27 protein-coding genes and 1 other annotated feature are annotated in these 26,299 nt (G+C 36.3%); of the genes, 20 read left to right on the top strand and 7 right to left on the bottom strand.

Annotated features, from left to right (window positions below; all coding sequences use genetic code 11):
- Positions 1-27: 27 nt before the first annotated feature.
- Positions 28-867 carry a pyrroline-5-carboxylate reductase ProI gene (proI, locus tag ACU8YW_RS20370; RefSeq protein WP_000027261.1) on the bottom strand — a complete coding sequence of 280 codons (840 nt, stop codon included), beginning with the start codon at positions 865-867 and terminating at the stop codon, positions 28-30.
- Between the two features lie 165 nt (positions 868-1,032).
- Between proI and ACU8YW_RS20365 the strand changes: the two genes are divergently transcribed.
- Positions 1,033-1,986 carry an MBL fold metallo-hydrolase gene (locus ACU8YW_RS20365; RefSeq protein ID WP_064474854.1) on the top strand — a complete coding sequence of 318 codons (954 nt, stop codon included), beginning with the start codon at positions 1,033-1,035 and terminating at the stop codon, positions 1,984-1,986.
- 9 nt (positions 1,987-1,995) lie between these two features.
- Positions 1,996-2,790 (top strand): SDR family NAD(P)-dependent oxidoreductase, encoded by a 795-nt coding sequence (locus tag ACU8YW_RS20360; protein ID WP_097857878.1) that lies wholly within the window; start codon positions 1,996-1,998, stop codon positions 2,788-2,790.
- 29 nt (positions 2,791-2,819) lie between these two features.
- Here ACU8YW_RS20360 and ACU8YW_RS20355 read toward each other — a convergent pair whose 3' ends face one another.
- Positions 2,820-3,005: a YqzH family protein gene (locus ACU8YW_RS20355; protein WP_097889701.1), complete on the bottom strand. Its 186-nt coding sequence runs from the start codon at positions 3,003-3,005 to the stop codon at positions 2,820-2,822.
- A 374-nt stretch (positions 3,006-3,379) separates the two neighbouring features.
- On the opposite strand from ACU8YW_RS20355, the gene argC reads away from it, so the two are divergent.
- From argC to ACU8YW_RS20310, 9 genes are all read left to right on the top strand, one after another.
- Positions 3,380-4,417 carry an N-acetyl-gamma-glutamyl-phosphate reductase gene (gene argC / locus ACU8YW_RS20350; protein WP_088064375.1) on the top strand — a complete coding sequence of 346 codons (1,038 nt, stop codon included), beginning with the start codon at positions 3,380-3,382 and terminating at the stop codon, positions 4,415-4,417.
- A 10-nt stretch (positions 4,418-4,427) separates the two neighbouring features.
- Positions 4,428-5,651, top strand: a complete 1,224-nt coding sequence (gene argJ / locus ACU8YW_RS20345) for a bifunctional glutamate N-acetyltransferase/amino-acid acetyltransferase ArgJ (protein ID WP_142306217.1) — start codon at positions 4,428-4,430, stop codon at positions 5,649-5,651.
- Positions 5,652-5,662: 11 nt separating this feature from the next.
- Positions 5,663-6,430, top strand: coding sequence for an acetylglutamate kinase (gene argB, locus ACU8YW_RS20340; protein WP_097889628.1), 768 nt, complete (start codon positions 5,663-5,665; stop codon positions 6,428-6,430).
- Complete coding sequence (argD, locus tag ACU8YW_RS20335; RefSeq protein WP_073516430.1) at positions 6,427-7,587, top strand: acetylornithine transaminase; 1,161 nt, start codon at positions 6,427-6,429, stop codon at positions 7,585-7,587. Before argB ends, argD begins: the two co-directional genes overlap by 4 nt.
- Before the next feature lie 12 nt (positions 7,588-7,599).
- Complete coding sequence (argF, locus tag ACU8YW_RS20330; protein WP_088608125.1) at positions 7,600-8,550, top strand: ornithine carbamoyltransferase; 951 nt, start codon at positions 7,600-7,602, stop codon at positions 8,548-8,550.
- Between the two features lie 355 nt (positions 8,551-8,905).
- Positions 8,906-9,886 (top strand): WXG100 family type VII secretion target, encoded by a 981-nt coding sequence (locus ACU8YW_RS20325; protein WP_097889629.1) that lies wholly within the window; start codon positions 8,906-8,908, stop codon positions 9,884-9,886.
- Positions 9,887-9,889: 3 nt separating this feature from the next.
- Positions 9,890-10,408 carry an SMI1/KNR4 family protein gene (locus tag ACU8YW_RS20320; protein ID WP_088064500.1) on the top strand — a complete coding sequence of 173 codons (519 nt, stop codon included), beginning with the start codon at positions 9,890-9,892 and terminating at the stop codon, positions 10,406-10,408.
- A gap of 476 nt (positions 10,409-10,884) precedes the next feature.
- Positions 10,885-11,436 carry a DUF2062 domain-containing protein gene (locus tag ACU8YW_RS20315; RefSeq protein ID WP_060488331.1) on the top strand — a complete coding sequence of 184 codons (552 nt, stop codon included), beginning with the start codon at positions 10,885-10,887 and terminating at the stop codon, positions 11,434-11,436.
- 58 nt (positions 11,437-11,494) lie between these two features.
- The gene (locus ACU8YW_RS20310) at positions 11,495-11,692 is read left to right on the top strand and encodes a hypothetical protein (protein WP_060488332.1); all 198 of its coding nucleotides are present in this window, start codon (positions 11,495-11,497) and stop codon (positions 11,690-11,692) included.
- A 24-nt stretch (positions 11,693-11,716) separates the two neighbouring features.
- Here the strand turns inward: ACU8YW_RS20310 and ACU8YW_RS20305 are convergent, their stop codons facing one another.
- Together ACU8YW_RS20305 and ACU8YW_RS20300 are read right to left on the bottom strand one after the other, a co-directional pair.
- A complete protein-coding gene (locus ACU8YW_RS20305) occupies positions 11,717-12,163 on the bottom strand; it encodes a MarR family winged helix-turn-helix transcriptional regulator (RefSeq protein ID WP_000445817.1) in 447 nt (148 codons plus the stop codon).
- Between the two features lie 72 nt (positions 12,164-12,235).
- Positions 12,236-13,015, bottom strand: a complete 780-nt coding sequence (locus ACU8YW_RS20300; protein ID WP_087985149.1) for a GDSL-type esterase/lipase family protein — start codon at positions 13,013-13,015, stop codon at positions 12,236-12,238.
- A gap of 362 nt (positions 13,016-13,377) precedes the next feature.
- Between ACU8YW_RS20300 and cpdB the strand changes: the two genes are divergently transcribed.
- The gene (gene cpdB, locus ACU8YW_RS20295; protein ID WP_426933847.1) at positions 13,378-15,762 is read left to right on the top strand and encodes a bifunctional 2',3'-cyclic-nucleotide 2'-phosphodiesterase/3'-nucleotidase; all 2,385 of its coding nucleotides are present in this window, start codon (positions 13,378-13,380) and stop codon (positions 15,760-15,762) included.
- A gap of 49 nt (positions 15,763-15,811) precedes the next feature.
- Here cpdB and nhaC read toward each other — a convergent pair whose 3' ends face one another.
- Complete coding sequence (gene nhaC, locus ACU8YW_RS20290; RefSeq protein WP_048546316.1) at positions 15,812-17,185, bottom strand: Na+/H+ antiporter NhaC; 1,374 nt, start codon at positions 17,183-17,185, stop codon at positions 15,812-15,814.
- Positions 17,186-17,462: 277 nt separating this feature from the next.
- Positions 17,463-17,683 (bottom strand) — a binding site (T-box leader).
- 142 nt (positions 17,684-17,825) lie between these two features.
- Between nhaC and ACU8YW_RS20285 the strand changes: the two genes are divergently transcribed.
- The 8 genes from ACU8YW_RS20285 (at position 17,826) to ACU8YW_RS20250 (ending at position 24,588) form a co-directional block, all read left to right on the top strand.
- Positions 17,826-18,182 carry a hypothetical protein gene (locus ACU8YW_RS20285; RefSeq protein WP_137011333.1) on the top strand — a complete coding sequence of 119 codons (357 nt, stop codon included), beginning with the start codon at positions 17,826-17,828 and terminating at the stop codon, positions 18,180-18,182.
- Between the two features lie 122 nt (positions 18,183-18,304).
- On the top strand, positions 18,305-19,693 hold the full coding sequence (bioA, locus tag ACU8YW_RS20280) for an adenosylmethionine--8-amino-7-oxononanoate transaminase (RefSeq protein WP_088064365.1): 1,389 nt from the start codon (positions 18,305-18,307) through the stop codon (positions 19,691-19,693).
- Positions 19,693-20,421 (top strand): dethiobiotin synthase, encoded by a 729-nt coding sequence (gene bioD, locus ACU8YW_RS20275; protein ID WP_262719672.1) that lies wholly within the window; start codon positions 19,693-19,695, stop codon positions 20,419-20,421. The genes bioA and bioD overlap by 1 nt, the downstream gene beginning before the upstream one ends.
- On the top strand, positions 20,387-21,574 hold the full coding sequence (gene bioF / locus ACU8YW_RS20270) for an 8-amino-7-oxononanoate synthase (protein ID WP_097889633.1): 1,188 nt from the start codon (positions 20,387-20,389) through the stop codon (positions 21,572-21,574). Before bioD ends, bioF begins: the two co-directional genes overlap by 35 nt.
- Entirely contained in the window at positions 21,571-22,311 is a 741-nt protein-coding gene (locus ACU8YW_RS20265) for an alpha/beta fold hydrolase (RefSeq protein ID WP_087985143.1), read from the top strand. Before bioF ends, ACU8YW_RS20265 begins: the two co-directional genes overlap by 4 nt.
- Positions 22,277-23,086, top strand: coding sequence for a malonyl-ACP O-methyltransferase BioC (gene bioC / locus ACU8YW_RS20260; protein ID WP_087985142.1), 810 nt, complete (start codon positions 22,277-22,279; stop codon positions 23,084-23,086). Before ACU8YW_RS20265 ends, bioC begins: the two co-directional genes overlap by 35 nt.
- A gap of 1 nt (position 23,087) precedes the next feature.
- Complete coding sequence (gene bioB / locus ACU8YW_RS20255) at positions 23,088-24,086, top strand: biotin synthase (RefSeq protein ID WP_000815838.1); 999 nt, start codon at positions 23,088-23,090, stop codon at positions 24,084-24,086.
- 181 nt (positions 24,087-24,267) lie between these two features.
- The gene (locus ACU8YW_RS20250) at positions 24,268-24,588 is read left to right on the top strand and encodes a hypothetical protein (RefSeq protein ID WP_000549778.1); all 321 of its coding nucleotides are present in this window, start codon (positions 24,268-24,270) and stop codon (positions 24,586-24,588) included.
- 29 nt (positions 24,589-24,617) lie between these two features.
- On the opposite strand, the gene ribH is transcribed toward ACU8YW_RS20250, so the two are convergent.
- Both ribH and ribBA read right to left on the bottom strand, forming a co-directional pair.
- A complete protein-coding gene (ribH, locus tag ACU8YW_RS20245) occupies positions 24,618-25,079 on the bottom strand; it encodes a 6,7-dimethyl-8-ribityllumazine synthase (protein WP_000230900.1) in 462 nt (153 codons plus the stop codon).
- Between the two features lie 18 nt (positions 25,080-25,097).
- Positions 25,098-26,291 (bottom strand): bifunctional 3,4-dihydroxy-2-butanone 4-phosphate synthase/GTP cyclohydrolase II, encoded by a 1,194-nt coding sequence (gene ribBA / locus ACU8YW_RS20240; RefSeq protein WP_060488339.1) that lies wholly within the window; start codon positions 26,289-26,291, stop codon positions 25,098-25,100.
- Positions 26,292-26,299: the final 8 nt, after the last annotated feature.

Below are 26,299 nucleotides of genomic sequence, written 5' to 3'. Positions count from 1 at the left end.
GAGCTCAAGTAAGATTGAGCTCCATTTTTATTTTTCTTTTGTTAGTTGTTCTAATGTTTTCCCAAGATTATGTGATCGTTGTGTAGCCTGTGTAATACAAGAAATAAGTGCTTGTTGAAATTTATGTTCTTGTAATACTTCAATGCCTGCTTCGGTCGTTCCGCCAGGAGAAGTAATTTCCTTTCGCAAAACAGAAGGGTGTTTTTCACTTGCTTTTAGCATTTCAGCAGCACCAATCATCGTCTGAAGAATAAGTGACTTTGCAACATCTTCTTTTAAACCAATTGTTTTTGCGGCTTCTTCCATCGCTTCCACTACGTAATAAATATAAGCAGGCCCACTTCCAGATAATGCAGTGACAGCATGCATATCTTCTTCCTCTACAACAGAGACGAGACCGATCGTTTCAAATAAAGCTATGGCAGTCTGAATATGTTCCGCTGTTGCATGTTTTGAAGGCGAGATAGCAGTAGCTGATTTTAAAATAGCTGCAGATGTATTTGGCATCGCACGAATAATCGGAACATCTTTTTGAAGTAGGTTTCTAATCGAGTGAGTAGAAACACCTGCTAATAAGGAAATAATAAGCAGGTTATTATGTATATCTTCTTTAAAAGGAGTAAGCGCTTCTGCAACATCCTTTGGTTTCATTGCTAGAAAAAGAATAGTTGTATCAGTAAGTAGCTCTTTTTTATTATGCGTACCTTTTACGCCATATTTTTTATGTAGCTCCTGCAATCTTGTCTCGTTAGAACGATTACTTACAGTAATTTGTTCGCCTTTCACAACATTTGCATGTAACAAGCCACCAATAATAGCTTCAGCAATAGAGCCTGCACCGAGAAAGGAAATGTTTTGAATAGACATGATGTTCCTCCTTTAAATTTGGTTAGAAATTCTTATAAATGTACATACATTCGTTTTTTTACAGGAAACACCTCTTTTTATCTGAAAATAATGACAAATATATATAGAAGTTGTAAACTGAAGAAGTATTCATTTTTGAACCGGAAAGAGACAGGGGGGCTAAGCATGACGGCGATTCACCGAATGGAGATTCCTGTGCCATTTGCAGTTGAAACTGTGAATGTGTTTTTAGTTGAGGGGGAGACATTAACATTAATTGATACAGGGACGAATACAGAAGAGGCAAGAAGTGCTTTAGAAAGGCAATTAGGTACATTAGGATATGCGATAGAAGATATTAAAACAGTAGTCATTACGCATCATCATGCGGATCATTGTGGGCTTTTAAATATATTTTCTGAGAAAACGAACATTATTGGACATCCTTGGAATGAGCCTTGGATCACGCAAAATCCAGAATTTTTAAAGTGGTATCATGAGTTTTTTAGAGAGACAGCTTTGCAATTTGGTGTTCCAGCGGCATTTTTGAAAGACGAGGCGTTATTGACGACGAAGACACTTAAATATTCTTGTAATAGATCGTTAACGCATACTGTGAGAGAGGGAGATCGTATTGATTCTTTACCTGGGTTTACAGTAATCGAAACACCAGGTCATGCTTCCACTCATATTTCATTATATAGAGAATCTGATGGAATATTAATTGGCGGGGATGCTCTCATTAGCCATATTTCTTCGAATCCCATATTAGAACCACCATATGAAGGACAAACAGAAAGGGCGCGCCCGTTATTACAATATAATCAAACATTAAAGCGTTTAAGTGAAATGAATATTTCGCGCATTTTATCAGGACATGGAGAAGATGTTCTAAATGTGAAACAACTTATTGAAACGAGATTACAAAAGCAAGAAACACGTGCGTTTAAAGTGCTTGAGTTATTAAAGGAAAAACCAATGACAGCATTTGAAGTATGTGTAAAACTATTTCCGGTATTATATAAGGAGCAATTGCCGCTTACTATTTCAGAAACTGTTGGACAATTAGACTTTTTAGCATATAATCAACAAGTGATGATTGATGAATCTTCGCAACAATTGATTTATTATGCAAAGTAGGTGACAGCAATGACGGGACGTTTACAAGATAAAGTAATCGTCATTACAGGTGCTTCTAGTGGAATTGGAGAGCAAGTTGCAATGCAAGTTGCAGAGCAGGGGGCGACTCCAGTATTAATGGCTAGAACAGAAGAGAAATTAAAAGTGTTAGCAGAGAAAATTAAAGAAACTTATAATACGCCTTGCTATTATTATGTATTAGATGTAAGTGAAGAGATAGAAGTACAATCTGTTTTTTCAAAGGTATTACAAGAAGTGGGACGTATTGATATATTAGTAAACAATGCGGGATTTGGTATTTTTAAAACATTTGAAGATGCGTCAATGGATGAAGTGAAAGATATGTTCCAAGTAAATGTATTTGGATTAGTAGCTTGTACGAAAGCGGTACTACCCTATATGGTGAAAAGGAACGAAGGACATATTATTAATATTGCTTCACTTGCTGGGAAAATTGCAACTCCAAAATCGAGTGCGTATGCAGCGACGAAACATGCAGTATTAGGATTTACGAATAGTTTACGCATGGAGTTGTCTAGTACAAATATTTTCGTAACAGCGATTAATCCAGGTCCGATAGATACAAACTTTTTTGAAATAGCGGATCAATCCGGTACATATGTGAAAAATATGGGACGGTACATGTTAAAACCAACATATGTAGCAGAGCAGATCGTAAAATCGATGCAAACGAAAAAGCGTGAAGTAAACTTACCGAAGTGGATGGGCATTGGTCCGAAACTTTATGCACTATTCCCAGGTTTATTTGAGCGTGTTGCAGGTAAATCATTAAATAAAAAATAGGAGATTTCCATATGGAAATCTCCTATTTTTTATTTTCCAGTCACATAATCGTAAACGATATCCTCAACTGCCTCGTATACATCAATTTCAGTATTTGAATGAATTATCGTTTGAGTATGTTTAATAAGCATTTCCTGATCCTCATTTGACATAGGATTACATTGATATTGCTGAAAACTTTTTATAATCATTTTCTCAATTAATTTCTCATTCATGTTTTCCCCCGCCTGTATGTATACATGTATTGTTTTACCCGGCATTAACGGGCAGTAAAACCCCACCTTAAAATTCGGCTAGAGCAAAGAAGTTAGGTGGGAGATCGACTGCCCCTAAACGCCCGATTGGTGTGGGCTAATAATCAGGGAGGATGAACAAAACCCCACTGATTATAGTTTCACTTTATTGTACTTGAAGTGAAATGAAAAAACTACTATACACTATTTGTGTATAAAAATTCTATTGTGTATATTGTTTTTCTAGTAAAATTAAGTTTTTTAAGTTTGTAAAATTTATAAATATTTAATTGACTCTATAAATATACAATATTATAATCATACTTAATTTAAAGAATTGATATGAGGAGGAGCATATGAAAGTCGCGATTATTGGAGCAACTGGGTATGGAGGTATTGAGTTAATTCGGTTATTAGAGCAACATCCATATTTTTCGATAGCATCTCTTCATTCTTTTTCGCAAGTTGGCGAGTGTATAACAAATGTATATCCGCATTTTCAAAATGTTCTTGTTCATACGTTACAAGAAATTGATGCGGAAGAAATAGTGAAAGAAGCAGAAATTGTATTTTTGGCAACCCCAGCAGGAGTATCAGCAGAGCTAACTCCAAAATTATTAGCAGTAGGTTTAAAAGTAATTGACCTATCTGGAGACTTTCGTATGAAAGATCCTTTCATATATGAACAGTGGTATAAAAGGACAGCTGCAAAAGAAGCAGTTCTTAGTAAAGCTGTATATGGGTTAAGTGAATGGAAAAGGTCCGAGATTCAAAATGCAAATTTAATTGCAAACCCAGGATGCTTTGCTACAGCTGCATTATTAGCGGTATTGCCGTTAGTTCGTAGCGACATAATTGAAGAAGATTCCATTATTATTGATGCGAAATCAGGAGTATCTGGAGCAGGCAAAACGCCAACGACAATGACTCACTTTCCTGAGTTATACGATAACCTGCGTATTTATAAAGTAAATGAGCATCAACATGTTCCTGAGATTGAGCAAATGCTCGCGGAGTGGAATAGGGAAACGAAGCCAATCACGTTTAGTACACATTTAATACCGATATCACGGGGAATTATGGTTACACTTTATGCGAAAGTAAAACGAGAAATGGAAATAGGGAAACTTCAAAAATTATATGAAGAAACGTATGAACAATCGCCTTTCATTCGAATTCGTACGCAAGGAGAGTTTCCAAGTCCGAAAGAAGTGAGGGGCTCAAATTATTGTGATATGGGGATAGCTTACGATGAAAGAACCGGAAGAGTGACAGTCGTTTCTGTTATAGACAATATGATGAAAGGTGCGGCTGGGCAAGCGATTCAAAATGCAAATATAGTAGCGGGACTAGAAGAAACAACAGGTTTACAGCATATGCCGCTTTATTTATAAGGGGGACATGATGATTAAAGTAGAGTCTATTACAAAATTAGATAATGGTTCAATTGTAACGCCAAAAGGCTTTTCGGCAGTCGGTACTGCAAATGGTTTGAAAAAAGACAAAAAGGATTTAGGTGTAATCATTTGTGAAGTGCCAGCATCATGTGCTGCCGTTTATACAACGAATCAAATACAAGCAGCTCCCCTGCAAGTAACGAAAGACAGTATAACAGCTGAGGGGAAATTGCAGGCAATTATCGTCAATAGTGGAAATGCAAATGCTTGTACAGGAATGAAAGGGTTACAAGATGCTTACGAGATGCGTGCATTAGGAGCGGAACATTTTGGATTGAAAGAAAATTACGTTGCAGTAGCTTCAACAGGTGTAATTGGTGTCCCTTTACCGATGGATATAATCCGAAAGGGAATTGCAACTCTTATCCCGACGAAGGAAGAAAGTGAAGCTCATTCTTTTTCTGAAGCAATCTTAACGACGGATCTTATAACGAAAGAAACTTGCTATGAAATGATGATTGATGGGAAGAAAGTGACGATTGCTGGTGTTGCGAAAGGTTCAGGGATGATTCATCCAAATATGGCGACGATGCTAAGTTTTATTACGACAGACGCTCATATAGAGCATGACGTATTACAAACAGCATTATCACAAATAACGAATCGTACATTTAATCAAATTACGGTAGATGGAGATACTTCTACGAATGATATGGTCATCGTTATGGCAAGTGGATTATCAGAAACGAAACCAATCAATATGGAACATGCAGATTGGGAAACTTTCGTATTTGCTTTACAGAAGGTATGTGAAGATTTAGCGAAAAAAATCGCACAAGATGGTGAGGGCGCTACGAAGTTAATAGAAGTAAATGTGTTAGGAGCTCGAACGAATGAAGAGGCAAAGAAAATTGCAAAGCAAATAGTCGGTTCGAGTCTTGTGAAAACAGCAATACATGGTGAAGATCCAAACTGGGGGCGAATTATTAGCAGTATTGGACAAAGTGAAGTCACGATTAATCCAAATACAATTGATATTACTCTTCAATCTATTACGGTGCTGAAAAATAGTGAACCTCAAATGTTTTCTGAAGAGGAAATGAAAAAGAAATTAAAAGAACATGAAATTATGATTGATGTGTATTTACATTTAGGAGAAGAGACAGGATCAGCTTGGGGCTGTGACTTAAGCTATGAATATGTGAAAATAAACGCTTGTTATCGTACATAAGGAGAGGGAAGATGAGCGATTATATTGTAGTGAAATGCGGCGGTAGTATGTTGGATCAATTAAATGATGTGTTTTTTGATTGCATAAAGAAATTGCAACAGAAGTATAAAGTAGTGATTGTCCATGGTGGTGGCCCAGAAATTGATGCGCAATTAAGAGGTTGTAACATCAAAGTAGAAAAAAGAGATGGGTTACGAGTAACACCAAAAGAAGTTATGGATATTGTTCAAATGGTGCTATGCGGAAGTACGAATAAAAAATTTGTAATGAAGTTGCAAAGGCATAATTTACTTGCGGTAGGTTGTTCAGGGTGTGACGGCAATTTACTTCAAGTTCAACCTGTCAGCGAAGAAATAGGATATGTGGGAGAAGTAAGTTATGTCGAAACAACCTTACTAAAAGGATTGATAAATTTGAATTATATTCCTGTTATTGCTCCGGTCGGGATACATGATAATGAGATTTATAACATAAATGCGGATACAGCTGCAGCTGGAATTGCGGCCGCATTATCCGCAAAAGAACTCATTTTTATTACGGATGTAGATGGGATATTACATGAAGGGAAATTAGTAAAGAAAACGGATGAATCGGAAATTACTACTTTAATAGAAAAAGGAGTTATTACAGGCGGGATGATTCCGAAAGTACAGGCGGCACTAACGTCATTAAAAATGGGAGTGCAAAAGATAAGTATTGTGAACGGTACAAAAGATTTTACTGAAGTTACGGGCGAGTGTATCGGAACGACGGTAACGAAAGGAGTAAGTATCGTATGACAAGTCATCTTTTTCAAACGTATGGGAGAAGAAATATTGAGCTTGTAAAGGGAAGTGGAACGGAAGTTATTGATGAAAATGGTAAGCAATATTTAGATTTCACATCAGGAATTGGCGTATGTAATTTAGGCCATTGTCATCCTAAGGTTATGAAAGCTGTCCAAGAGCAACTTCATGATATATGGCATATATCTAACCTGTTTACAAACAGCTTACAAGAAGAAGTAGCGTCATTATTAACAGAAAATACAGCGTTAGATTCTGTTTTTTTCTGTAATAGCGGGGCAGAGGCGAATGAAGCTGCTTTGAAGCTAGCTCGTAAGCATACTGGAAAATCTCTCGTCATAACATGTCAGCAGTCTTTTCATGGTAGAACATTCGGAACGATGAGTGCGACGGGGCAAAATAAAGTGAAAGAAGGATTTGGTCCGCTCCTTCCGTCTTTTTTACATACCCCGTTTAACGATATAAAGGCATTAGAGGAAGTAATGAATGAAGAAGTAGCGGCGGTAATGGTAGAAGTTGTTCAAGGAGAGGGAGGAGTCATTCCTGCTGATTTATCTTTTTTGAAAGCAATTGAAACATTATGTAATAAGTTCGGTTCCTTATTTATTATAGACGAAGTACAAACAGGGATTGGAAGAACAGGGACATTATTTGCTTACGAACAAATGGGAATAGATCCTCATATCGTTACTGCCGCTAAGGCGCTTGGAAATGGCATTCCCGTTGGAGCGATGATTGGCCGGAAGGAACTTGGAACATCGTTTACTGCAGGATCACATGGTTCAACGTTTGGTGGGAATTATATTGCAATGGCTGCAGCGAAAGAAGTATTGCAAGTAAGTAAGAAACCATCGTTTTTAAAAGAAGTAAAGGAAAAGAGCGAATACGTATTAGAGAAGTTGCGAGAGGAATTACGACATGTTGAATGTATTCAAAATATACGTGGTAAGGGGCTTATGATTGGGATTGAGTGTAAGCATGAAGTTGCAAGTTGTATAGAACAACTAGAGAAAGAAGGACTTCTCGTATTACAAGCAGGACCTAATGTGATTAGACTATTACCACCACTTATTGTAACGAATGAAGAGTTAGAACAGGCAGTATATATGATAAAAAAAGTAGTTTGTACAAAAAACGTATCAATCATATAAGGGGGAAATTCTATGTCAACTGTACAAGTACCGAAATTAAATACGAAAGATTTTTTAACATTAGAAGAACTGACACAAGAAGAAATCATTTCTTTAATTGAGTTCGCTATCTATTTAAAAAAGAATAAGCAAGAGCCTTTATTACAAGGAAAAATATTAGGGCTTATCTTTGATAAACATTCGACTCGTACTCGCGTATCTTTTGAAGCAGGAATGGTACAGCTCGGAGGACATGGTATGTTTTTAAGTGGGAAAGAGATGCAAATTGGAAGAGGGGAGAGCGTTTCAGATACTGCGAAAGTATTATCTCATTATATTGATGGGATCATGATACGTACATTCTCACATGCCGATGTAGAAGAGCTTGCAAAAGAATCGAGCATACCTGTAATTAATGGTTTAACGGACGATCATCATCCTTGTCAAGCACTGGCGGATCTAATGACAATATATGAAGAAATAAATACATTTAAAGGAATAAAATTGGCTTATGTAGGTGATGGAAATAACGTATGTCATTCATTGTTGCTAGCAAGTGCGAAAGTTGGAATGCATATGACTGTTGCAACGCCTGTAGGATATGAACCAAATGAGGAAATTGTAAAAAAAGCGTTAACGATTGCTGAAGAAACAGGAGCGAAAATTGAAATTTTGCATAACCCTGAACTAGCGGTGAGTGAAGCAGATTTCATTTATACTGACGTTTGGATGAGCATGGGGCAAGAGGGAGAAGAAGAGAAATATACTTTATTTCAACCTTACCAAATCAATAAAGAACTTGTTATGCATGCGAAGCAAACATATCGTTTCTTACACTGTTTACCTGCCCATCGTGAAGAGGAAGTAACAGGAGAAATTATAGATGGACCACAGTCTATCGTCTTTGAGCAAGCGGGTAATCGATTGCATGCGCAAAAAGCATTATTAGTAAGTTTATTTAAAAATGTAGAAGAGCTTTCTTAAATGAAGTGCACCTCAATTGTTAGATACGAATAACAATTGGGGTGTTTTTTATGGTTAAATTCTTTTTAGAAGAGAAAGTAAATACAATAAAAAGATATTACTTTGAGTATATACTGAATGTACTTAATTATATGGGTAGAGGGGGGATATCTATTAGAGAAACAGCTACTAAATTTTTTGTATAACCTTTTGTGCCTAGTTTACTAAGAAGACTCTTTACTTCACATACACATAGGCTTCATTTGCTGTTAAGCAGGCTTTATGTTGTATAAAGATTTTTGGATGTTCTAAAATTTCTGTATTTACATTTTTTTCTTTTTATCTCATAATTTTAATTGGGAGAGGGAGGAAAAAAATGGTTCAAATTAAAGTTACACCTGAAATGCTAGAAGAAGTTGCGAATCGTGCAAGCAATACCCGAATCGCATTAGAATCTATACATAATAATTTATGTAATGAAATAGATCAATTGTGTTTTCAGTGGATTGGTGCCTCTAATCAACAGTTCATTCAAATGTTCAATGATGCGAGACTAAAAGCTTTTACATCTATTCATTCACTTGTAAAAGTAGAAGAAGATTTGAAACGAATTGCTGAAAAATTCCGCAATACAGATAATCAAGATGTTACAATGGAACAAGGAGCGATGTGTGGACCACTATCATCAGAAAAAGAGGATTTTGATGGTGAAAAACTTGCTAGGGATATAGTAGGTGAAATAAGTGGTGAGTATGATATTCGTCGTGCTTGGGATGGGATTGATCCATCTACTGGCGAAAAACTATCTACTTTGGATAGAGTATTTGCTGGAGGAATGGCAGTAGCAGGGATTACACCCTTTGGGAAGATAGCTAAAGTAGGCAAAGGAGTTAAAATGACTGCTAAGGCTACTGAGGCTGTGAATAAAGCTAAAAAAGTACCTGTGGAGAAAGTCAATGGAGTTAAGGGGGCCGGTAAAGCTGGGGGACCTGTAGAGGTCAAAGCACCTCCTGGAGCGACAGATGAACAGATAGCGCAAGTTAAGGCTTATGTTGAGGGATCTAATAAAGCCTTAGAAGCTGGTGCTTTATCACCAACAGGAAGGGTATCAACTAAAGGTAAATTAAGACAAGAAGCTTCACGTGCGGCAAGGCTAGAAGGTAAGCGAGCTGCTGATAATGGAGAAGCATACAAGGGACATGTTGGTCATGTTCCTGATACAACTTGGATGGGGAAACCGGAGCCTCATAGTTGGTTAGACCTTGATCCAAAAGTTAATATGAGCATAGGTGGACAGGCTAATAAATATCCAATTGGTTATAAACCTACAAAATTTAAGTTTGTAGAGGAGGAGTAGATGATGAATAATTGGAAAGATAAGATAGCTACAATGATTTTAGTGAAGCAGGAGCTAATGAAACAAGATGTAGAAAAAATATGGCCACACCATTTTCCAGAGGTGGGAGCAAATGAAAAATCTATTCGCATTATTGAACAAGAATTGGGATATAAGCTTGATTTAATGTATCGAGAATTTCTTCAATATGCCAATGGTTGGGCAGGCTTTTATCAAACGGTGGATTTATTTGGTACGGAGCAATTAAAGGAATCATCTATAATGGATTATGCTCAGGTATTATTAGAAGCTATAGATGATGTTGTTTTAGAAGAAAGCGGTGTTTTAAGACAGGAGCTATTACCAATAGCAGTTTCTGAATTTGATAGGGATTTATTTGTTTTATGTTTACCTAATTCTTCTAGACCAGGAGAGATAATTTGGTTTGCGGGTGAAGAAATAGATAGATTTGAGAATTTTGACGAGTACTTTTTAGCAATGATCGACTATAATAGAGAAGAGATATTAGCTTTAAAGGGGTAGTTTATGCAATCGTGTTTTTTAAGTGTATGTTAATGTGCGGCTATAAAAACATAAATACTAATACGGCTAAAGCAAAATATATTTGAAGTGAACAGAAAAGAAAATGAATATTAATCGTCAAGATATACAAGTTTTAAGGTTACGATAAAATCTAGAGCAATTTAAAAACAATATGAACTGAAAGTACTTGATTGTCGATTAAAGGCAACAAGTGCTTTTTTCGTCTTGATATAAAAATAAATGAAATGGGACAAACATTAGGAGAATAAATAAGAACAAAGCTGCTCAATTTGAACTGCACCGCAATTGTTAGACACGAATAACAATTTGAGGTGCACTTTTTATATTGAAATGTCATATGTATATTTAGTTAACCATTTTGATATCATTTATAATAAAAGAGGAAACTAAATTTGTTTTTCAGAGTGTGTAAGGGCATACTACATATAAAAATATAGTTAAAGAGATGATGAGGGATGAAGACAACTAAGAAAACATATTCGTTTTTTCAGCGGATGTGGAGAATATTAAAGTTTCAATATTATAAGTTACTTCGATCGCCAGAAGGAGCAAAGAAAGTATCATTAGGCTTTGCGATAGGTTTTGGTTTAGAGATGCTGGTCTTATATACGGCATCGCTCGTATATGTAATATTTTATCCGATCGTTCGATTGGCAAAGGGATCTTTTCCTGCGGCGGTTATTGGCAATATTATTGGGAAAATATCATTTTTACCAGTATTTTTATTTCCATTTGCATATGCGTTAGGAAAAATGATTTATCCATTTCATGTGAAAAAGATACATCATGAACCATTTACGATCTCTGACTTGTTTTCAAGCCATATTTTCACAATGTTAAAGAGCTTGTTACAGAGTGAAGTGTATGTATTAATTGGTATGACGATAATAGGAGTTGTGTTTGGGGTAATTTCATATTTTGTTGTGCATTATTTATATGAAAAGAACCGTAAGCTACGTTTGAAGAACAGAAAGAAACGAGTGAGAGAACCACTCGTGCAAATATAAAGAGTGTCACATTCATTTTCTCCTTGGAATATGTTTAAGAAAAAGGAGGAGAGAATGAATGTATTATTATTACGTACCGCAAGTATATCCATATGTAAATTATTATCCGGTAAATGATATGAGGCAGCAATTTGGAGTGTATCAGCAGCAGCAATTACCACAAATACCACAACAACAGCCTACGCAAGAACAAAAACCATATTTAACGACATGGCCATATTCAAATGTATACTATGGTAATTATTACGAATCATAAAGCTGCTTCTATGTAGAAGCAGCTTTATGCGTTTGTTTTCAAAATTAAATTTTGAATGGTTTGAAGAGAGTGAATGAGCTTTTCGCGCTCTTCCTCAGATAATGTTTGGAAATTTTCTTTTAATTTGTCTAAAATGAATTGTTGATACTGATTTACTAACAATTTCCCTTCAGCTGTTAGGGAAATTAAAATGACCCGTCGATCTTTTTCGCTATAATGACGCTCTATTAGTTCTTCTTGAATCAGTTTGTTTAATAGAGGTGTCATGTTAGGCCGTGAAATCGCTAGCCGCTTGCCGATTTCGGAAACTGCTAATGTACCATTTTCATGCAGAAGTAGCAATACTTGTGTATGTGATGGCGGCATATGTCTTTGAGAAGAAAATTCTCCAGGAAGCATAAATTTGCGATAAAAAAGAGGCACTAGCGAAAGAAGATGATCAACAATACGTTCCCACTCGCGTGATTCCATATAAAGGCCCCCTTCCACTATCATTGTAACAAAAAAGACATGTTATAAAAATAGAATTGTTTCATGGAAATTTTAATATTTGTAGGCCAACACTTTTTTTGTAAATGAATCGGCAATAATCGCGTAGCCATTATCATTTGGATGCACTTGGTCAAAGAGTAAATCTTTTTTATCATTTGATATTAATTTACGAATTGGTAAAACGATAGATGGTTGATTTGCTTTTGAAATGGAATAAACGGATTCATTCCATCCATCTAAAAACATATCTGCATAACTGGCGATGGAGTCATCGAGTTGTAACGGATTATAGAGTTCTGAGAGAATGAGTAAAGCGTTCGGATTTTGATCTCGAACTGTCTTTACAATATTTTTTATATCCGCTTCAAAATGAGCTTTTTCTTTATTTAACATTTTAATACCATCTATAACACCGACATCACGATTTAAACGGAATAAATTATTTCCTCCAATATTAATTGTAATGATATTTGCTGCTCTAATTTTTTGCTTTACATCTTCTGATTGCACTTTTTTAGCTAGACGATCTGTTGTAAGACCGTTTATCCCAAGGTTTTCTACTGTAATTGGCTTATGAATTTGTGCTTCTATTTGTCTAGAAGCTAATTCAGCAAATCCTCCTTGTGTCGATCCATATCCTTTGGCGAGTGAATCACCTAGTACGAGATGATAAAAGGAATCGTTTGTTTGCTTATCAATCCAACTTGGAGTAGATGTTTTTTCTGTGTTTTCTTCGGGTTCATTTTGTTTTGTCTCATCGTTCTTTTCAAAATAAGAATAAGAAATGATTAGAAGGAGGAGACAAACAATTGTTAAGATGACTTTTTTCATATATTCATCCTCCTTGTAATTGGTAATTGTATCATATTCAGCAGTATTAACAATGTAAGGGCATATTATATGTTTATGAAAAGTTTACAACAACTTTACAGAAAATTTGTAGAAGTATGTCAAAAAATATTGACGATATGAAAGTACATTATATATGATAATGTCAGATAAGGTGAAGTTTTAATGAGTAGGGCTTTATTTCCCACTAATTAAAGTTTCACTAATCAGGCGTTTAAGGGGACTACTCATTAGCGCAGGATGAAATGAAAATCTTGTCTCTAATAGAAGAAAAAAGGTATGTGGTTAGAGGCAAATAGAAGTTTATTTCATTATTTTTGGTAATTGTATAAGGGGGATTTTTTGTGAAAAAGTCAAAAAAAATGCTAGCTGGAGCAACTCTTGCTATAGGTGTAATAGCGCCGCAAGTATTGCCAGCAACAGCTCATGCGGATGAGAACAATGGGGAGAGTACGGTTAACTTACGAATTCTAGAAACATCAGATATTCACGTTAACTTAATGAATTACGATTATTATCAAACGAAAACAGATAATAAAGTAGGTCTCGTGCAAACGGCAACACTTGTTAATAAAGCACGTGAAGAAGCGAAGAACTCTGTCCTATTTGATGATGGGGATGCATTGCAAGGGACACCACTTGGAGATTATGTAGCGAATAAAATAAATGATCCGAAGAAGCCTGTGGATCCTAGTTATACACATCCATTATATCGTTTAATGAATTTAATGAAGTATGACGTCATCTCTCTTGGGAATCATGAATTTAACTACGGTTTAGACTATTTAAACAAAGTAATTAGTAAAACAGAGTTCCCGGTTATTAACTCCAACGTCTATAAAGATGATAAAGATACTAATGAAGAGAACGACCAAAATTACTTTAAACCATATCATGTTTTTGAAAAAGAAGTAGAAGATGAATCAGGACAAAAACAAAAAGTGAAAATTGGCGTAATGGGATTTGTTCCACCTCAAGTTATGAACTGGGATAAAGCAAATTTAGAAGGAAAAGTGAAAGCGAAAGATATAGTTGAAACAGCGAAGAAAATGGTGCCAAAAATGAAAGCAGAAGGTGCAGATGTTATCGTTGCACTAGCGCATTCGGGCGTTGATAAGAGTGGATACAACGTTGGCATGGAAAACGCTTCGTATTATTTAACAGAAGTTCCTGGTGTAGATGCAGTATTAATGGGACATTCACATACTGAAGTGAAGGATGTATTTAATGGTGTTCCAGTTGTAATGCCTGGTGTCTTTGGAAGTAACTTAGGTATTATTGATATGCAATTGAAAAAGGTAAACGGAAAATGGGAAATACAAAAAGAGCAATCGAAGCCGCAACTTCGTCCGATTGCTGATAGTAAAGGGAACCCATTAGTACAATCTGATCAAGAATTAGTTAATGAAATTAAAGATGATCATCAAGCGACAATTGATTATGTGAATACAGCTGTAGGAAAAACGACAGCGCCAATTAATAGTTATTTCTCATTAGTACAAGATGATCCTTCTGTACAACTTGTGACAAATGCACAAAAATGGTATGTAGAAAAGTTATTTGCTGAAAATGGACAGTATAGCAAATATAAAGGAATTCCAGTTTTATCTGCAGGCGCACCATTTAAAGCAGGTGGCCGAAACGGTGCTACATATTATACGGATATTCCAGCTGGAACGTTAGCGATTAAAAACGTTGCAGATTTATACGTATATCCAAATACGTTATATGCTGTAAAAGTAAATGGGGCACAAGTGAAAGAATGGCTTGAAATGTCTGCAGGTCAGTTTAACCAAATTGATCCAAAGAAAACAGAAGAACAGCCGTTAGTAAATATAAGCTATCCTACATATAACTTCGATATTTTAGATGGCTTAAAATACGAAATTGATGTAACACAACCAACGAAATACGATAAAGATGGAAAAGTTGTAAATGCAAATACGAATCGTATTATAAATATGACATATGAAGGTAAGCCAGTAGCTGACAATCAAGAGTTCATCGTCGCTACAAATAACTATCGCGGAAGTAGCCAAACGTTCCCAGGTGTAAGTAAAGGCGAAGTTGTATACCAATCACAAGATGAAACACGTCAAATCATTGTGAAGTATATGCAAGAAACACCAGTTATTAATCCAGCAGCAGATAAAAATTGGACGTTTAAACCGATTGTTGCAGATAAATTACATACAACATTCGATTCTTCACCAAATGCACAAAAGTATATAAAGAAAGATGGGAAAATATCATATGTTGGACCATCTGAAAATGAATTTGCTAAATATGCAATTGATATAACGAAGAAGAACGATGATGATAAGGAAACTGGTGGAGAGAATCCAACGACACCGCCAACAGGTGAAGGGAATAATGGAGGAAATCCAACGACACCACCAACAGGTGAAGGGAATAATGGAGGAAATCCAATGACACCACCAACAGGTGAAGGAAATAATGGAGGAAATCCAACGACACCACCAACAGATGAAGGTAGTAATGGAGAAAATCCAACGACACCACCAACAAATGAAGCAAATAATGCAGGATCTGGACAAACTACAACGGATAATCAAAACTCAAAAGAAACAACAACTGTAAGTGAAAATAAAGAAGACCGTGATTTACCGAAAACAGGTACAAGTGTTGCTTCTACAATTGGAGCAGGCTTGGCGTTTGTTGGAGCGGGATTACTTCTGTTATTTAGAAGAAAGAAAGCAAATAGATAGTGGAGAAATATAAAAAGGATTACCGATTCAGGTAATCCTTTTTAGTATATTATGAAATTGTTACTGCTTTTTCTTTCTTCCATGAAAGACCAAATCCAGTGAAACCAACAATAATTGTTAAGACTGGGCAAGCTAAACAGAAAATTGCGAATGGAAGGTAATCAAATGTCGGAACGCCAAGGACGTTCGATAAGAATACACCACTTACTCCCCATGGTACGAGAGGGTTAATAACTGTACCTGCATCTTCTAGTACTCGTGATAAATTCCGACGTTCTAAACCGACTTCATCGTATTTATTAGCAAATGCTTGTCCTGTTAAAACGATGGATAAGTACTGCTCACCAAGTAAGAAGTTTACACCAATTGCAGTTGAAGCAGTAGAAATAATTAAACGTGTGCTATTTTTTACGAAGCTAGAGATGATATTCATGAGCTGCGTAATAATACCCATTCCTTGTAATAATCCTCCCATACAAAGAGCCAGGAAAATAAGTGCAATCGACATCATCATACTTTGTAGACCACCGCGAGATAGTAAGCTATCAATGTCTTTAATACCAGTTTTAGAAACGTATCCGTCTTGCATAATTTTCATTAAATCAGCTAAAGAAGTGCTAGGTTTAAAAATAAAGAGAATAATAATTCCTACCACAATTCCTGCAAGTAATGTTGGAACTGCTGGAACTTTTTTAAATGCGAATAGGAACAGTAATAAAATTGGAATTAGTGTAACGATAGAAATCGTCGTATTTTTCTCTAAAGTGCTAATAAAGTTTGTGAAGTCAACGTCTCCGCTAGTACCGCCTCCTAAAATGAAAAATGCGATAAAAGCAATAATGAAAGCTGGAACTGTTGTCCAAAGCATGTTACGAATATGCTCAAATAAATCTACACCCGTTACAGCAGGAGCTAAGTTTGTTGTATCAGATAAAGGAGACATTTTATCTCCAAAGAATGCACCAGAAATAATTGCACCAGCGATTAGAGCTGGATCGTATCCGAGAGCACTACCCATACCCATAAAGGCAAGTCCTACAGTTGCGGCAGTTGTAAAGGCACTACCGATACTTGTTCCAACAATTGCACAAACAACAAAAACAGTTGGAACGAAAATCTTTGGAGATACAAGCTGGAAGCCGTATACCATTAAAGTTGGAATTGTTCCAGCAGCGATCCAAACACTAATTAATACGCCTACAAGCAAGAAAATAAAAATAGATGGAATACCAGCTGAAATACTACTGATCATCCCTTTTTCCATAGTAGACCAAGAGATTTTTTTCATAAATCCAAATGCTAATAAAAGAACGATACCAAATAAAATTGGGATGTGTGGTGAAACTTCTAATTGAATAACACTAAAGCCAATACAGAAAAAGATAAATAATGTTAAAAGAACAGATTCAATTTTTGAAACCATTGTTTTCCCCTCCTAAGTAATTTAAAATAGCTCTTTTTTATATAAAATTCGCCAATATTGTGTATTTCCTTCTAAAATTTAGAATTTTGTGACAAATTATCGGTAATTGTTGGTCCTTCAATATGATACGGAAATGATTGGATAAAAAAACGTCCCTGCATATAATTATGCAGGGACGAAGATATCGCGGTACCACCCTAGCTTGTGAAATGAATGTATCACAAAATAAAGGGTCGTATGATATGCGCTAATAAAATAAAAACGCCCCTGCAATATATGCAGGGACGAAAAATTCGCGGTACCACCCTAAATTGTGAAACAGTTTCGTTTCACCACTCTTTAGATATAACGGTCTATAACCGTCTTTCACTACTCCTTACGTTTCGCAAAAGAAGCTCCAGGGGGTAATTCATAATTCGCTCTGTACTGGTTCGCACCGACCACCAGCTCTCTGAAATCAGAAATCGAAATACTACTAAATCCTATCAATGCCGATTCATATGATGTTAGTTAAATTTTTATCACATTTTCATCTTATATGTCAATAAAAATGTTCAATATTTTTTTAGGGAAATAAAGGTTAAATGTTTTTAATGTTCTAAATTTGTACGTTATAATGAATTTGAAAGGGGAGGAAAGAGTGAAGAAAAAAATAATTCTTTTTACCACCTTACTAGTCATTGGCGGAAGTGCTGGAATTTACACAGCTTTTGCAGCTGAATCAGAGCAGGCGAAACAAAAGCAAATACAGCAGTTAGAAGTGAAGAAAGCGAAAGAAACGGAAGAGAAGAAGTCGATGGAAAAAGCAGCTGAGAAACTAGGAGTTTCTACTGAAGGGAAAACAAAAGAAGAGGTTACGAAAGAAGTAAATACCGCAAGATTTGAGAAGCGCCATGATTTATTAATTGAACATGCAAAACAACTTGGAATTGATACAGAAGGAAAAAAAGATGAAGAGATTATTTTAGAAATCGGAAAGGTACAACACGGAAAGTAGAACAACTTATCGTATGATAAGTTGTTCTTTTTTAAGAACTATTTGATTTAAAAATAATTGACAGTCATTTAAATTTAATGTTAACTTTATTTATAAATTAGTTAACATTAGGGGTGACAATTGTGACTGTTAATAGTAATACGACTGAAAAATCGTCTTATACATATGAAGAATTATCGGAGAAAAATAAAGCTTATGTATGGCATCCGTTTACACAAATGAAAGATTATTTAGAAGAAGACCCTGTCATTATTGAACGTGGAGAGGGAAGAAAGCTATACGATGTAAATGGAAATGAATATTGGGATGGTGTTTCATCTATTTGGTTAAATGTTCACGGACATCAAGTACCAGAATTAGATGAAGCAATTCGTGAGCAATTAAATAAAATTGCCCATTCTACTATGTTAGGACTTGCTAACGTTCCATCTATTTTATTAGCAGAAAAAATAATTGAAGTTGTGCCAGAAGGTTTGAAGAAAGTATTCTATTCAGACTCCGGTTCTAGCGCCGTTGAAATTGCAATTAAGATGGCCTTTCAATATTGGCAGCATAAAGGAAAACCGAAGAAACAAAGATTTGTTACATTAAAAGAAGCGTATCACGGTGATACAATTGGAGCTGTTTCAGTAGGAGCGATAGACTTGTTTCACCAAGTGTATAGTTCACTTTTATTTGAGGCAATTAAAATGCCGTATCCATATACATATCGTTCTCCTTATGGAAATAATAAGGAGGAAATTGTGAAAAAACATTTAGAAGAAATGGAAGAGCTGCTGAAAGAAAAGCATGAAGAAATTGCGGCGATTATTGTAGAGCCTTTAATGCAAGGTGCTGGCGGTATGATTACAATGCCAAAAGGATACTTAAGAGGGCTCCGTAATTTATGTACAAAATATAATGTTTTATTTATTACAGATGAGGTAGCGACTGGATTTGGGCGTACCGGGAAAATGTTTGCATGTGAACATGAAAATGTAACGCCGGACATTTTAACAGCCGGAAAAGGTTTAACAGGTGGATATTTACCAGTTGCAATCACCGTAACGACAGATGAAATTTATAATGCCTTTTTAGGAGACTATGAAGAACAAAAAACATTTTTCCACGGTCATAGTTATACAGGGAATCCGTTAGGGTGTGCGGTAGCCATTGCGAATCTAGAGCTATACGAGAAAACAAATTTAATAGAAGAAGTGGCAAGTAAGACAGAATATGTAGCGACGCAATTAGAATCGCTCTTTGCGTATAAACATGTAGGGGATATTCGTCAGTGCGGGTTAATGGTTGGAATTGAACTTGTGAAGAATAAAGTAACGAAAGAAGCGTTTGAATGGACAGAGAGAGTCGGTGTTCAAGTATGTAAACGTTCAAGAGAGCTGGGCATGATTTTGCGACCACTCGGTAATACGATTGTATTTATGCCTCCTCTTGCTTCTACAATTGATGAGATTGATGATATGTTACGTATTTTGTATAAAGCAATCTCGGATGTTACGGAGGGAGAATAATGGGCGGTTTTTTTGTTACAGCAACGGATACTGAAGTGGGGAAAACTGTAGTTGCGGGTGCATTAGCAGGTGTATTTAGAGAATTGGGATATAACATCGGGGTATATAAACCGTTGCAAAGTGGACATGTTGCATCAAATCCAGAGGGAGATGCAGCAAGGTTAAAAGCATTATCGGGTGTACCAACAAAAGAAGATGAAATTTGCCCTTATTCTATTGAAGAACCTCTTGCTCCGAGACTTGCCATGAAAAGAGCTGGAAGAGTAGTACATTTAAAAGACATTATGGATCATTATAATGAACTATTGAAAGAGTTTAATAGCCTATTTGTAGAAGGAGCAGGTGGACTGGCTGTTCCATATACAGAAGACGCTTTAGTAATTGATTTCGCAAAGGAATTACAGCTTCCTCTTATTATAGTCGCACGCCCTACATTAGGAACAGTAAATCATACAGTTTTAACAATTGCTTATGCAAAGGCACAGGGCTTAACAGTAGCAGGTGTAATTTTATCCGGCCGCAAAGAATGTGAAATGGAAAGAGTACAAGAAAATAAAGAAATGATTGAAGAGCTAAGTGGGGTACCGGTTTTAGGTTTATTACCATTCTTTGAAGGTGCGTTTACAAAAGAAGAAGTCTTGGAATCTGCAAAAGAGTATATAATGATTTCAAAATTAGAGGAGTTCATCCGAAATGAATCAAACGTGGCGCACACATCTTCAATCTAAATTGCAACAATTAAATGAACAAGGACAGTATCGCAATTTGCATGTAACAGAACAAGCAGAAGAGACATGGCTTATTCGAGATGAAAAAAGGATGCTAAATTTAGCGTCAAATAATTATTTAGGGTTAGCTGGAGATGAGAGGTTAAAAGAAGCTGCTATTGCATGCACAAGAAAATATGGAACTGGAGCGACAGCATCAAGGCTCGTTGTAGGAAATTATTCACTGTATGAAGAGGTTGAGAGAAGTATATGCGAATGGAAAGGCACTGAAAAAGCCTTAGTTGTAAATAGTGGATATACCGCAAATGTTGGAGTGATTTCTTCATTAGCCTGTCGTCACGATATTGTGTTTAGTGACAAATTAAATCACGCAAGCATCGTTGATGGGATTATATTAAGCGGAGCAGAGCATAAAAGGTATCGTCATAATGATTTAGATCATTTAGAGAAGCTGTTGCAAGCAGCGCCGCCCAAAAAGAAGAAATTAATCGTAACGGATACTGTTTTTAGTATGGATGGTGATACTGCGTATTTGAGAGAGTTAGTGGAGCTGAAAGAGAAATACGGGGCAATCATTATAGTCGATGAAGCACATGCGAGTGGAATATATGGAATTGATGGAGCAGGGTTGTCTCATATAGAAAAAGATATTGCTCAAAAAATTGATATACATATGGGGACGTTTAGCAAAGCTCTAGGGTGTTATGGCGCGTATTTGACAGGTGATGCAATGTATATAGAGTATTTACAAAATATGATGAGAAGCTTTATTTTTACAACAGCTTTACCACCAGGAACGTTAGGAGCAGTGCAAAAAGCAATTGAAATTGTGAAAGAAGATAATGAAAGAAGAGAGAGGCTTATAGAGAATGGAGCATATTTTAGGACACATTTGCAAGAAGCTGGTTTTGATATTGGGAATAGCTCAACTCATATTGTACCGATTGTAGTCGGTTCAAATGAAGCAGCTTTACGGTTTAGTAGAAGGCTGCAAGAGGTAGGTATTGCAGCAATTGCAATTCGTCCACCAACGGTTCCAGTTAATAGTTCACGGGTCCGTTTTGCAGTTACGTCCCAACATACAATAGCTGATTTGAAATGGGCTATTCAGCATATTATACGCATTGGTAAAGAAGAGGGGTTTTTCGTATGAAAGAGCTAAAGGTTATTTTTATTCCTGGATGGGGAATGGAAGAAGGTGTTTGGACTTTAGTTCTGCCGTATTTTAAAGGATATTCTGTTCAATGTATCAATTGGCGTAATGTGAAAGAACAAAGTGAATTTGCGGGGCGAATAATAGATGTAGCAAAAGATGAAAATGTAATTTTAGTTGGATGGTCACTAGGAGCGTTAGCAGCAGTTCAAGCTCATAAAAAGGTTAAGGCAAAAGGTATCGTACTAATTGGTGGTACTGCCAAATTTACAAATACGAGCGATTATACGAGTGGATGGAATACTCTGCATGTAGAACGGCTGAAAAAGAATTTAGCGAGAAAGAAAGAAGATACGCTCAAGCGGTTTTATGAAAATATGTTTACAAAAGATGAGCTGAAAGAGAATAAAAGGTTTGAAGATATGATAAAACGCTTTAAAGGTGATTCTATTCAGTCTTTGCAATTAGGTTTGGAGTATTTAATAGAAGCAGATATGAGAGAAGAACTGAAAGAAATTAAAGTCCCTATACTACTTATTCACGGAGAGCAGGATGTAATTTGTCCATTGTCTGCAGCGCGTAGTATGGCTGAGAATGAGACTGCCACGCTCAAGGTAGTAAGTGAGGCTGGACACGCATTATGCGTAACGAATTTCGAATATTGCGGAAATGAGATAATTCAATTTGTAGAGGGGATACGACATGATCAACAAAACGTTACTTCAAAAACGGTTTAACGCGGCATCTGTATCCTACGATCAATATGCAAATGTACAAAAAAAGATGGCACATTCATTACTTTCTACATTGAATCGGCGATATAGTGCAAATTCATCGATACGTATTTTAGAACTTGGATGCGGAACAGGATATGTTACAGAGCAATTATCAAACTTATTTCCGAAAGCACATATTACAGCCATTGATTTTGCTGAAAGTATGATTGCAGTTGCGAAAACTAGACAAAATGTGAAAAATGTAACGTTTTACTGTGAGGATATCGAAAGATTACGACTAGAAGAAACATATGATGTCATTATTTCAAATGCCACATTTCAATGGCTAAATGATTTAAAACAAGTGATAAGAAATTTATTTCATCATTTGTCTATAGATGGGATATTACTCTTTTCAACGTTTGGACATGAAACATTTCAAGAATTGCATGCTTCGTTCCAGCGGGCGAAAGAAGAAAAAAATATACAAAATGAAACATCGATTGGGCAACTTTTTTATTCGAAAAATCAGTTGCGCCATATGTGTGAAATAGAAACAGGGGATGTGCATGTTTCTGAAACATGTTACATAGAGAGATTTACAGAAGTTAGGGAGTTTCTACACTCTATTCGAAAAGTAGGAGCGACCAATAGTAATGAAGAATCATATTGTCAAAGTCCCTCACTCTTTCGTGCGATGCTTCGCATATACGAAAGAGACTTCACGGAAAATGAAGGGATAATGGCGACGTATCATGCTTTATTTATGCATATAACAAAAGAGGGGAAGAGATGAAATGAAACAAGTACAAACAAAAAGGGATTGGAAAAAACTTGCACATGACGTAGTAGAAGAGAAAATGATTACGAAAGAGGATGCAATTGCAATATTAGAAGCTGATGATACAGAAGTGTTAGAAATTATGAATGCAGCTTACATCATTCGCCATCATCACTTTGGTAAGAAAGTAAAATTGAATATGATTATTAATACGAAATCTGGATTATGTCCTGAAGATTGCGGATATTGTTCACAGTCTATTATTTCAGAGGCGCCGATTGATAAATATGCATGGCTAACGCAGGAAAAGATTGTAGAAGGAGCACACGAAGCAATTCGCCGTAAAGCGGGTACATATTGTATTGTAGCATCTGGTCGTCGCCCGACGGATAAAGAGGTGAATCACGTAATTGGAGCAGTTAAGGAGATTCGTGAAACGACAGATTTGAAGATTTGTTGTTGTTTAGGTTTCTTAAACGAAGATCAAGCAGGACGTTTAGCAGAAGCGGGTGTACATCGTTATAACCACAACTTAAATACACATGCAAATAATTACGAAAGTATTTGCTCCACTCATACGTATGACGATCGTGTTGATACAGTTCAAAAAGCGAAACAAGCAGGCATTTCACCATGCTCTGGGGCAATTTTTGGAATGGGGGAGACAATAGAAGAACGTGCTGAAATTGCATTTGAATTACAACGTATAGATGCAGATTCAATTCCATGTAATTTCCTTGTTGCTGTAAAGGGTACGCCGCTTGAAGGACAAAAAGAATTAACGCCGATAGAATGTTTAAAAGTACTGGCGATGATGCGTTTTGTAAACCCAACGAAAGAAATTCGTATTTCAGGAGGACGTGAAATCAATTTACGCTCTGTGCAGCCAATCGGTTTATTTGCAGCAAATTCTATTTTTGTTGGAGATTACTTAACGACAGCTGGACAAGAACCGACTGCAGACTGGGGTATGATTGAAGATTTAGGGTTTGAGATTGAAGAATGTGCATTATAAGATAGATAAAAAGCAAACTTGTAAAAGAGTTTGCTTTTTTTGTAAATAAAATGTAATAAATAGTTTTGAAAGCTTGATACTATTGGTTTTTGAGCGGAAAAAAGAATTTTGGTGGACGAATTTTCCAAGCCCCAATTGTACATAGTAAATATGTAATTTATATTGGGTTGGAGGATTTTACATGCACAAATATATATTAGCGATTATGACTTGTCTAATTTTACTAAAAGCAATAAGTGCTGATCCAGTTAAGGCTGCCGAAAATCCTGAACAAAAAGAAATGCAACAACGAATTGAACAACATTTTCGAACGAAAGCTGAACATTTTGGATTGAAAACAGAAGGGAAAGATTTAAAGGAAGTGCGAAAAGAAATTACTATTATAGAAGAAGCGAAGAAAAGAGAGAATGTATGGAGAACAGCACAAACGCTTCGTATACAAACAGAAGGAAAAACAATGGATGAATTAATAAAAGATGTACGGAAAAAAGTAAAAAAATAAAAAAGAGGCCGCAGCCTCTTTTTTATTTTTTATGCCCATTGTTTTGATAAATGAGCCATTTCAATCGCAGCAACGGCGGATTCATAGCCTTTATTACCTGCTTTCGTGCCCGCGCGTTCAATCGCTTGCTCGATCGTTTCAGTCGTTAATACACCGAAAATAACTGGGATGTCTGTTTGTAGTGATAAAGATGCAACTCCTTTTGCTACTTCATTACAAACGTAATCGTAATGTGTTGTAGCACCACGAATTACAGTACCTAACGTAATTACAGCATCATACTTTCCGCTATTAGCCATCTTTTTAGCGATTAAAGGAATTTCGAATGCGCCAGGAACCCAAGCAACATCGATATCAGTTTCTTCTACACCGTGACGCTTTAATCCATCTAAAGCTCCGCCGAGTAACTTACTTGTAATAAATTCATTAAAACGTCCAACAACAACCCCAACTTTTAATCCTGTACCAACTAAATGACCTTCGAATACCATAATAAACCTCTCCCTTAATTATAAGTTTAATAAATGTCCTAATTTGTTTACTTTCGTTTGTAAATACGTTTTATTCTCTTCTTTTGTTGGCATTTGCAATGGTACACGCTCGATTACTTCTAAATCGTAACCTTGTAAGCCAGCAATTTTTCGTGGATTATTCGTTAATAATCGTAAATGTTGTAAACCTAAATCTTTTAAAATTTGAGCGCCAATACCGTAATCACGCAAATCAGCTGGGAACCCAAGTTTTTCGTTTGCTTCTACAGTATCGAATCCTTCTTCTTGTAACTTATAAGCGCGAAGCTTATTAAGAAGGCCAATGCCTCGTCCTTCTTGTCTCATATAGAGAAGAACGCCTTTTCCTTCACGCTCAATTTGAGCAAGTGCAGCATGGAGTTGTGGTCCGCAATCACAGCGGCACGAGCCAAATACATCTCCTGTTAAGCACTCTGAATGAACGCGTACAAGTACAGGCTCTCCTGTTGAAATATCACCTTTTACGAGTGCGATATGTTCTTTCGTATCTAATGAATTAGAATAGCCAATTGCATGGAAAGTACCGAAATCTGTAGGCAATGTAATTTCCACTTCTCGCGTCACTAGTGTTTCATGGTGGCGGCGGTAAGCAATTAAATCTTCTATTGTAATCATTTTTATATCAAATTGTTTTGCACACTGTAGTAAATCAGGTACGCGTGCCATCGTACCGTCCTCATTAATAATCTCGCAAATGACTCCAGCTGGTTCTGCTCCGCAAAGTCTGGCTAAATCGACAGCAGCTTCTGTATGACCAGCTCGGCGTAGGACACCGCCTTCTTTCGCGATTAATGGAAAGATATGTCCAGGACGATTGAAATCAGCACCTTTTGATGCAGGGTTTAATAATTCTTGTATCGTAGTTGCCCGTTCGTGAGCGCTAATCCCTGTTGTTGTAGAAACATGATCAATACTCACTGTAAATGCAGTATGATGCGAATCTGTATTATGAGCTACCATTGGTTCTAATTGTAGACGTTCTGCGTATTCTTCCGTAATCGGTACACAAACGAGACCACGCCCATGTGTAATCATAAAGTTAATCGTTTCTGGCGTAATATACTCTGCTAAAGCGATAAAGTCGCCTTCATTTTCACGGTTTTCATCATCGCATACGATAACGACTTTTCCTTGTTTTAAATCTTCTAGAGCTTCTTCAATACGATGAAACATAATGCTTC

The sequence above is a fragment of the Bacillus pretiosus genome, assembly GCF_052947655.1.
The sequence above is the reverse complement of the archived record's forward strand: the minus strand, read 5'-3'. Positions and strand labels throughout refer to the sequence as shown.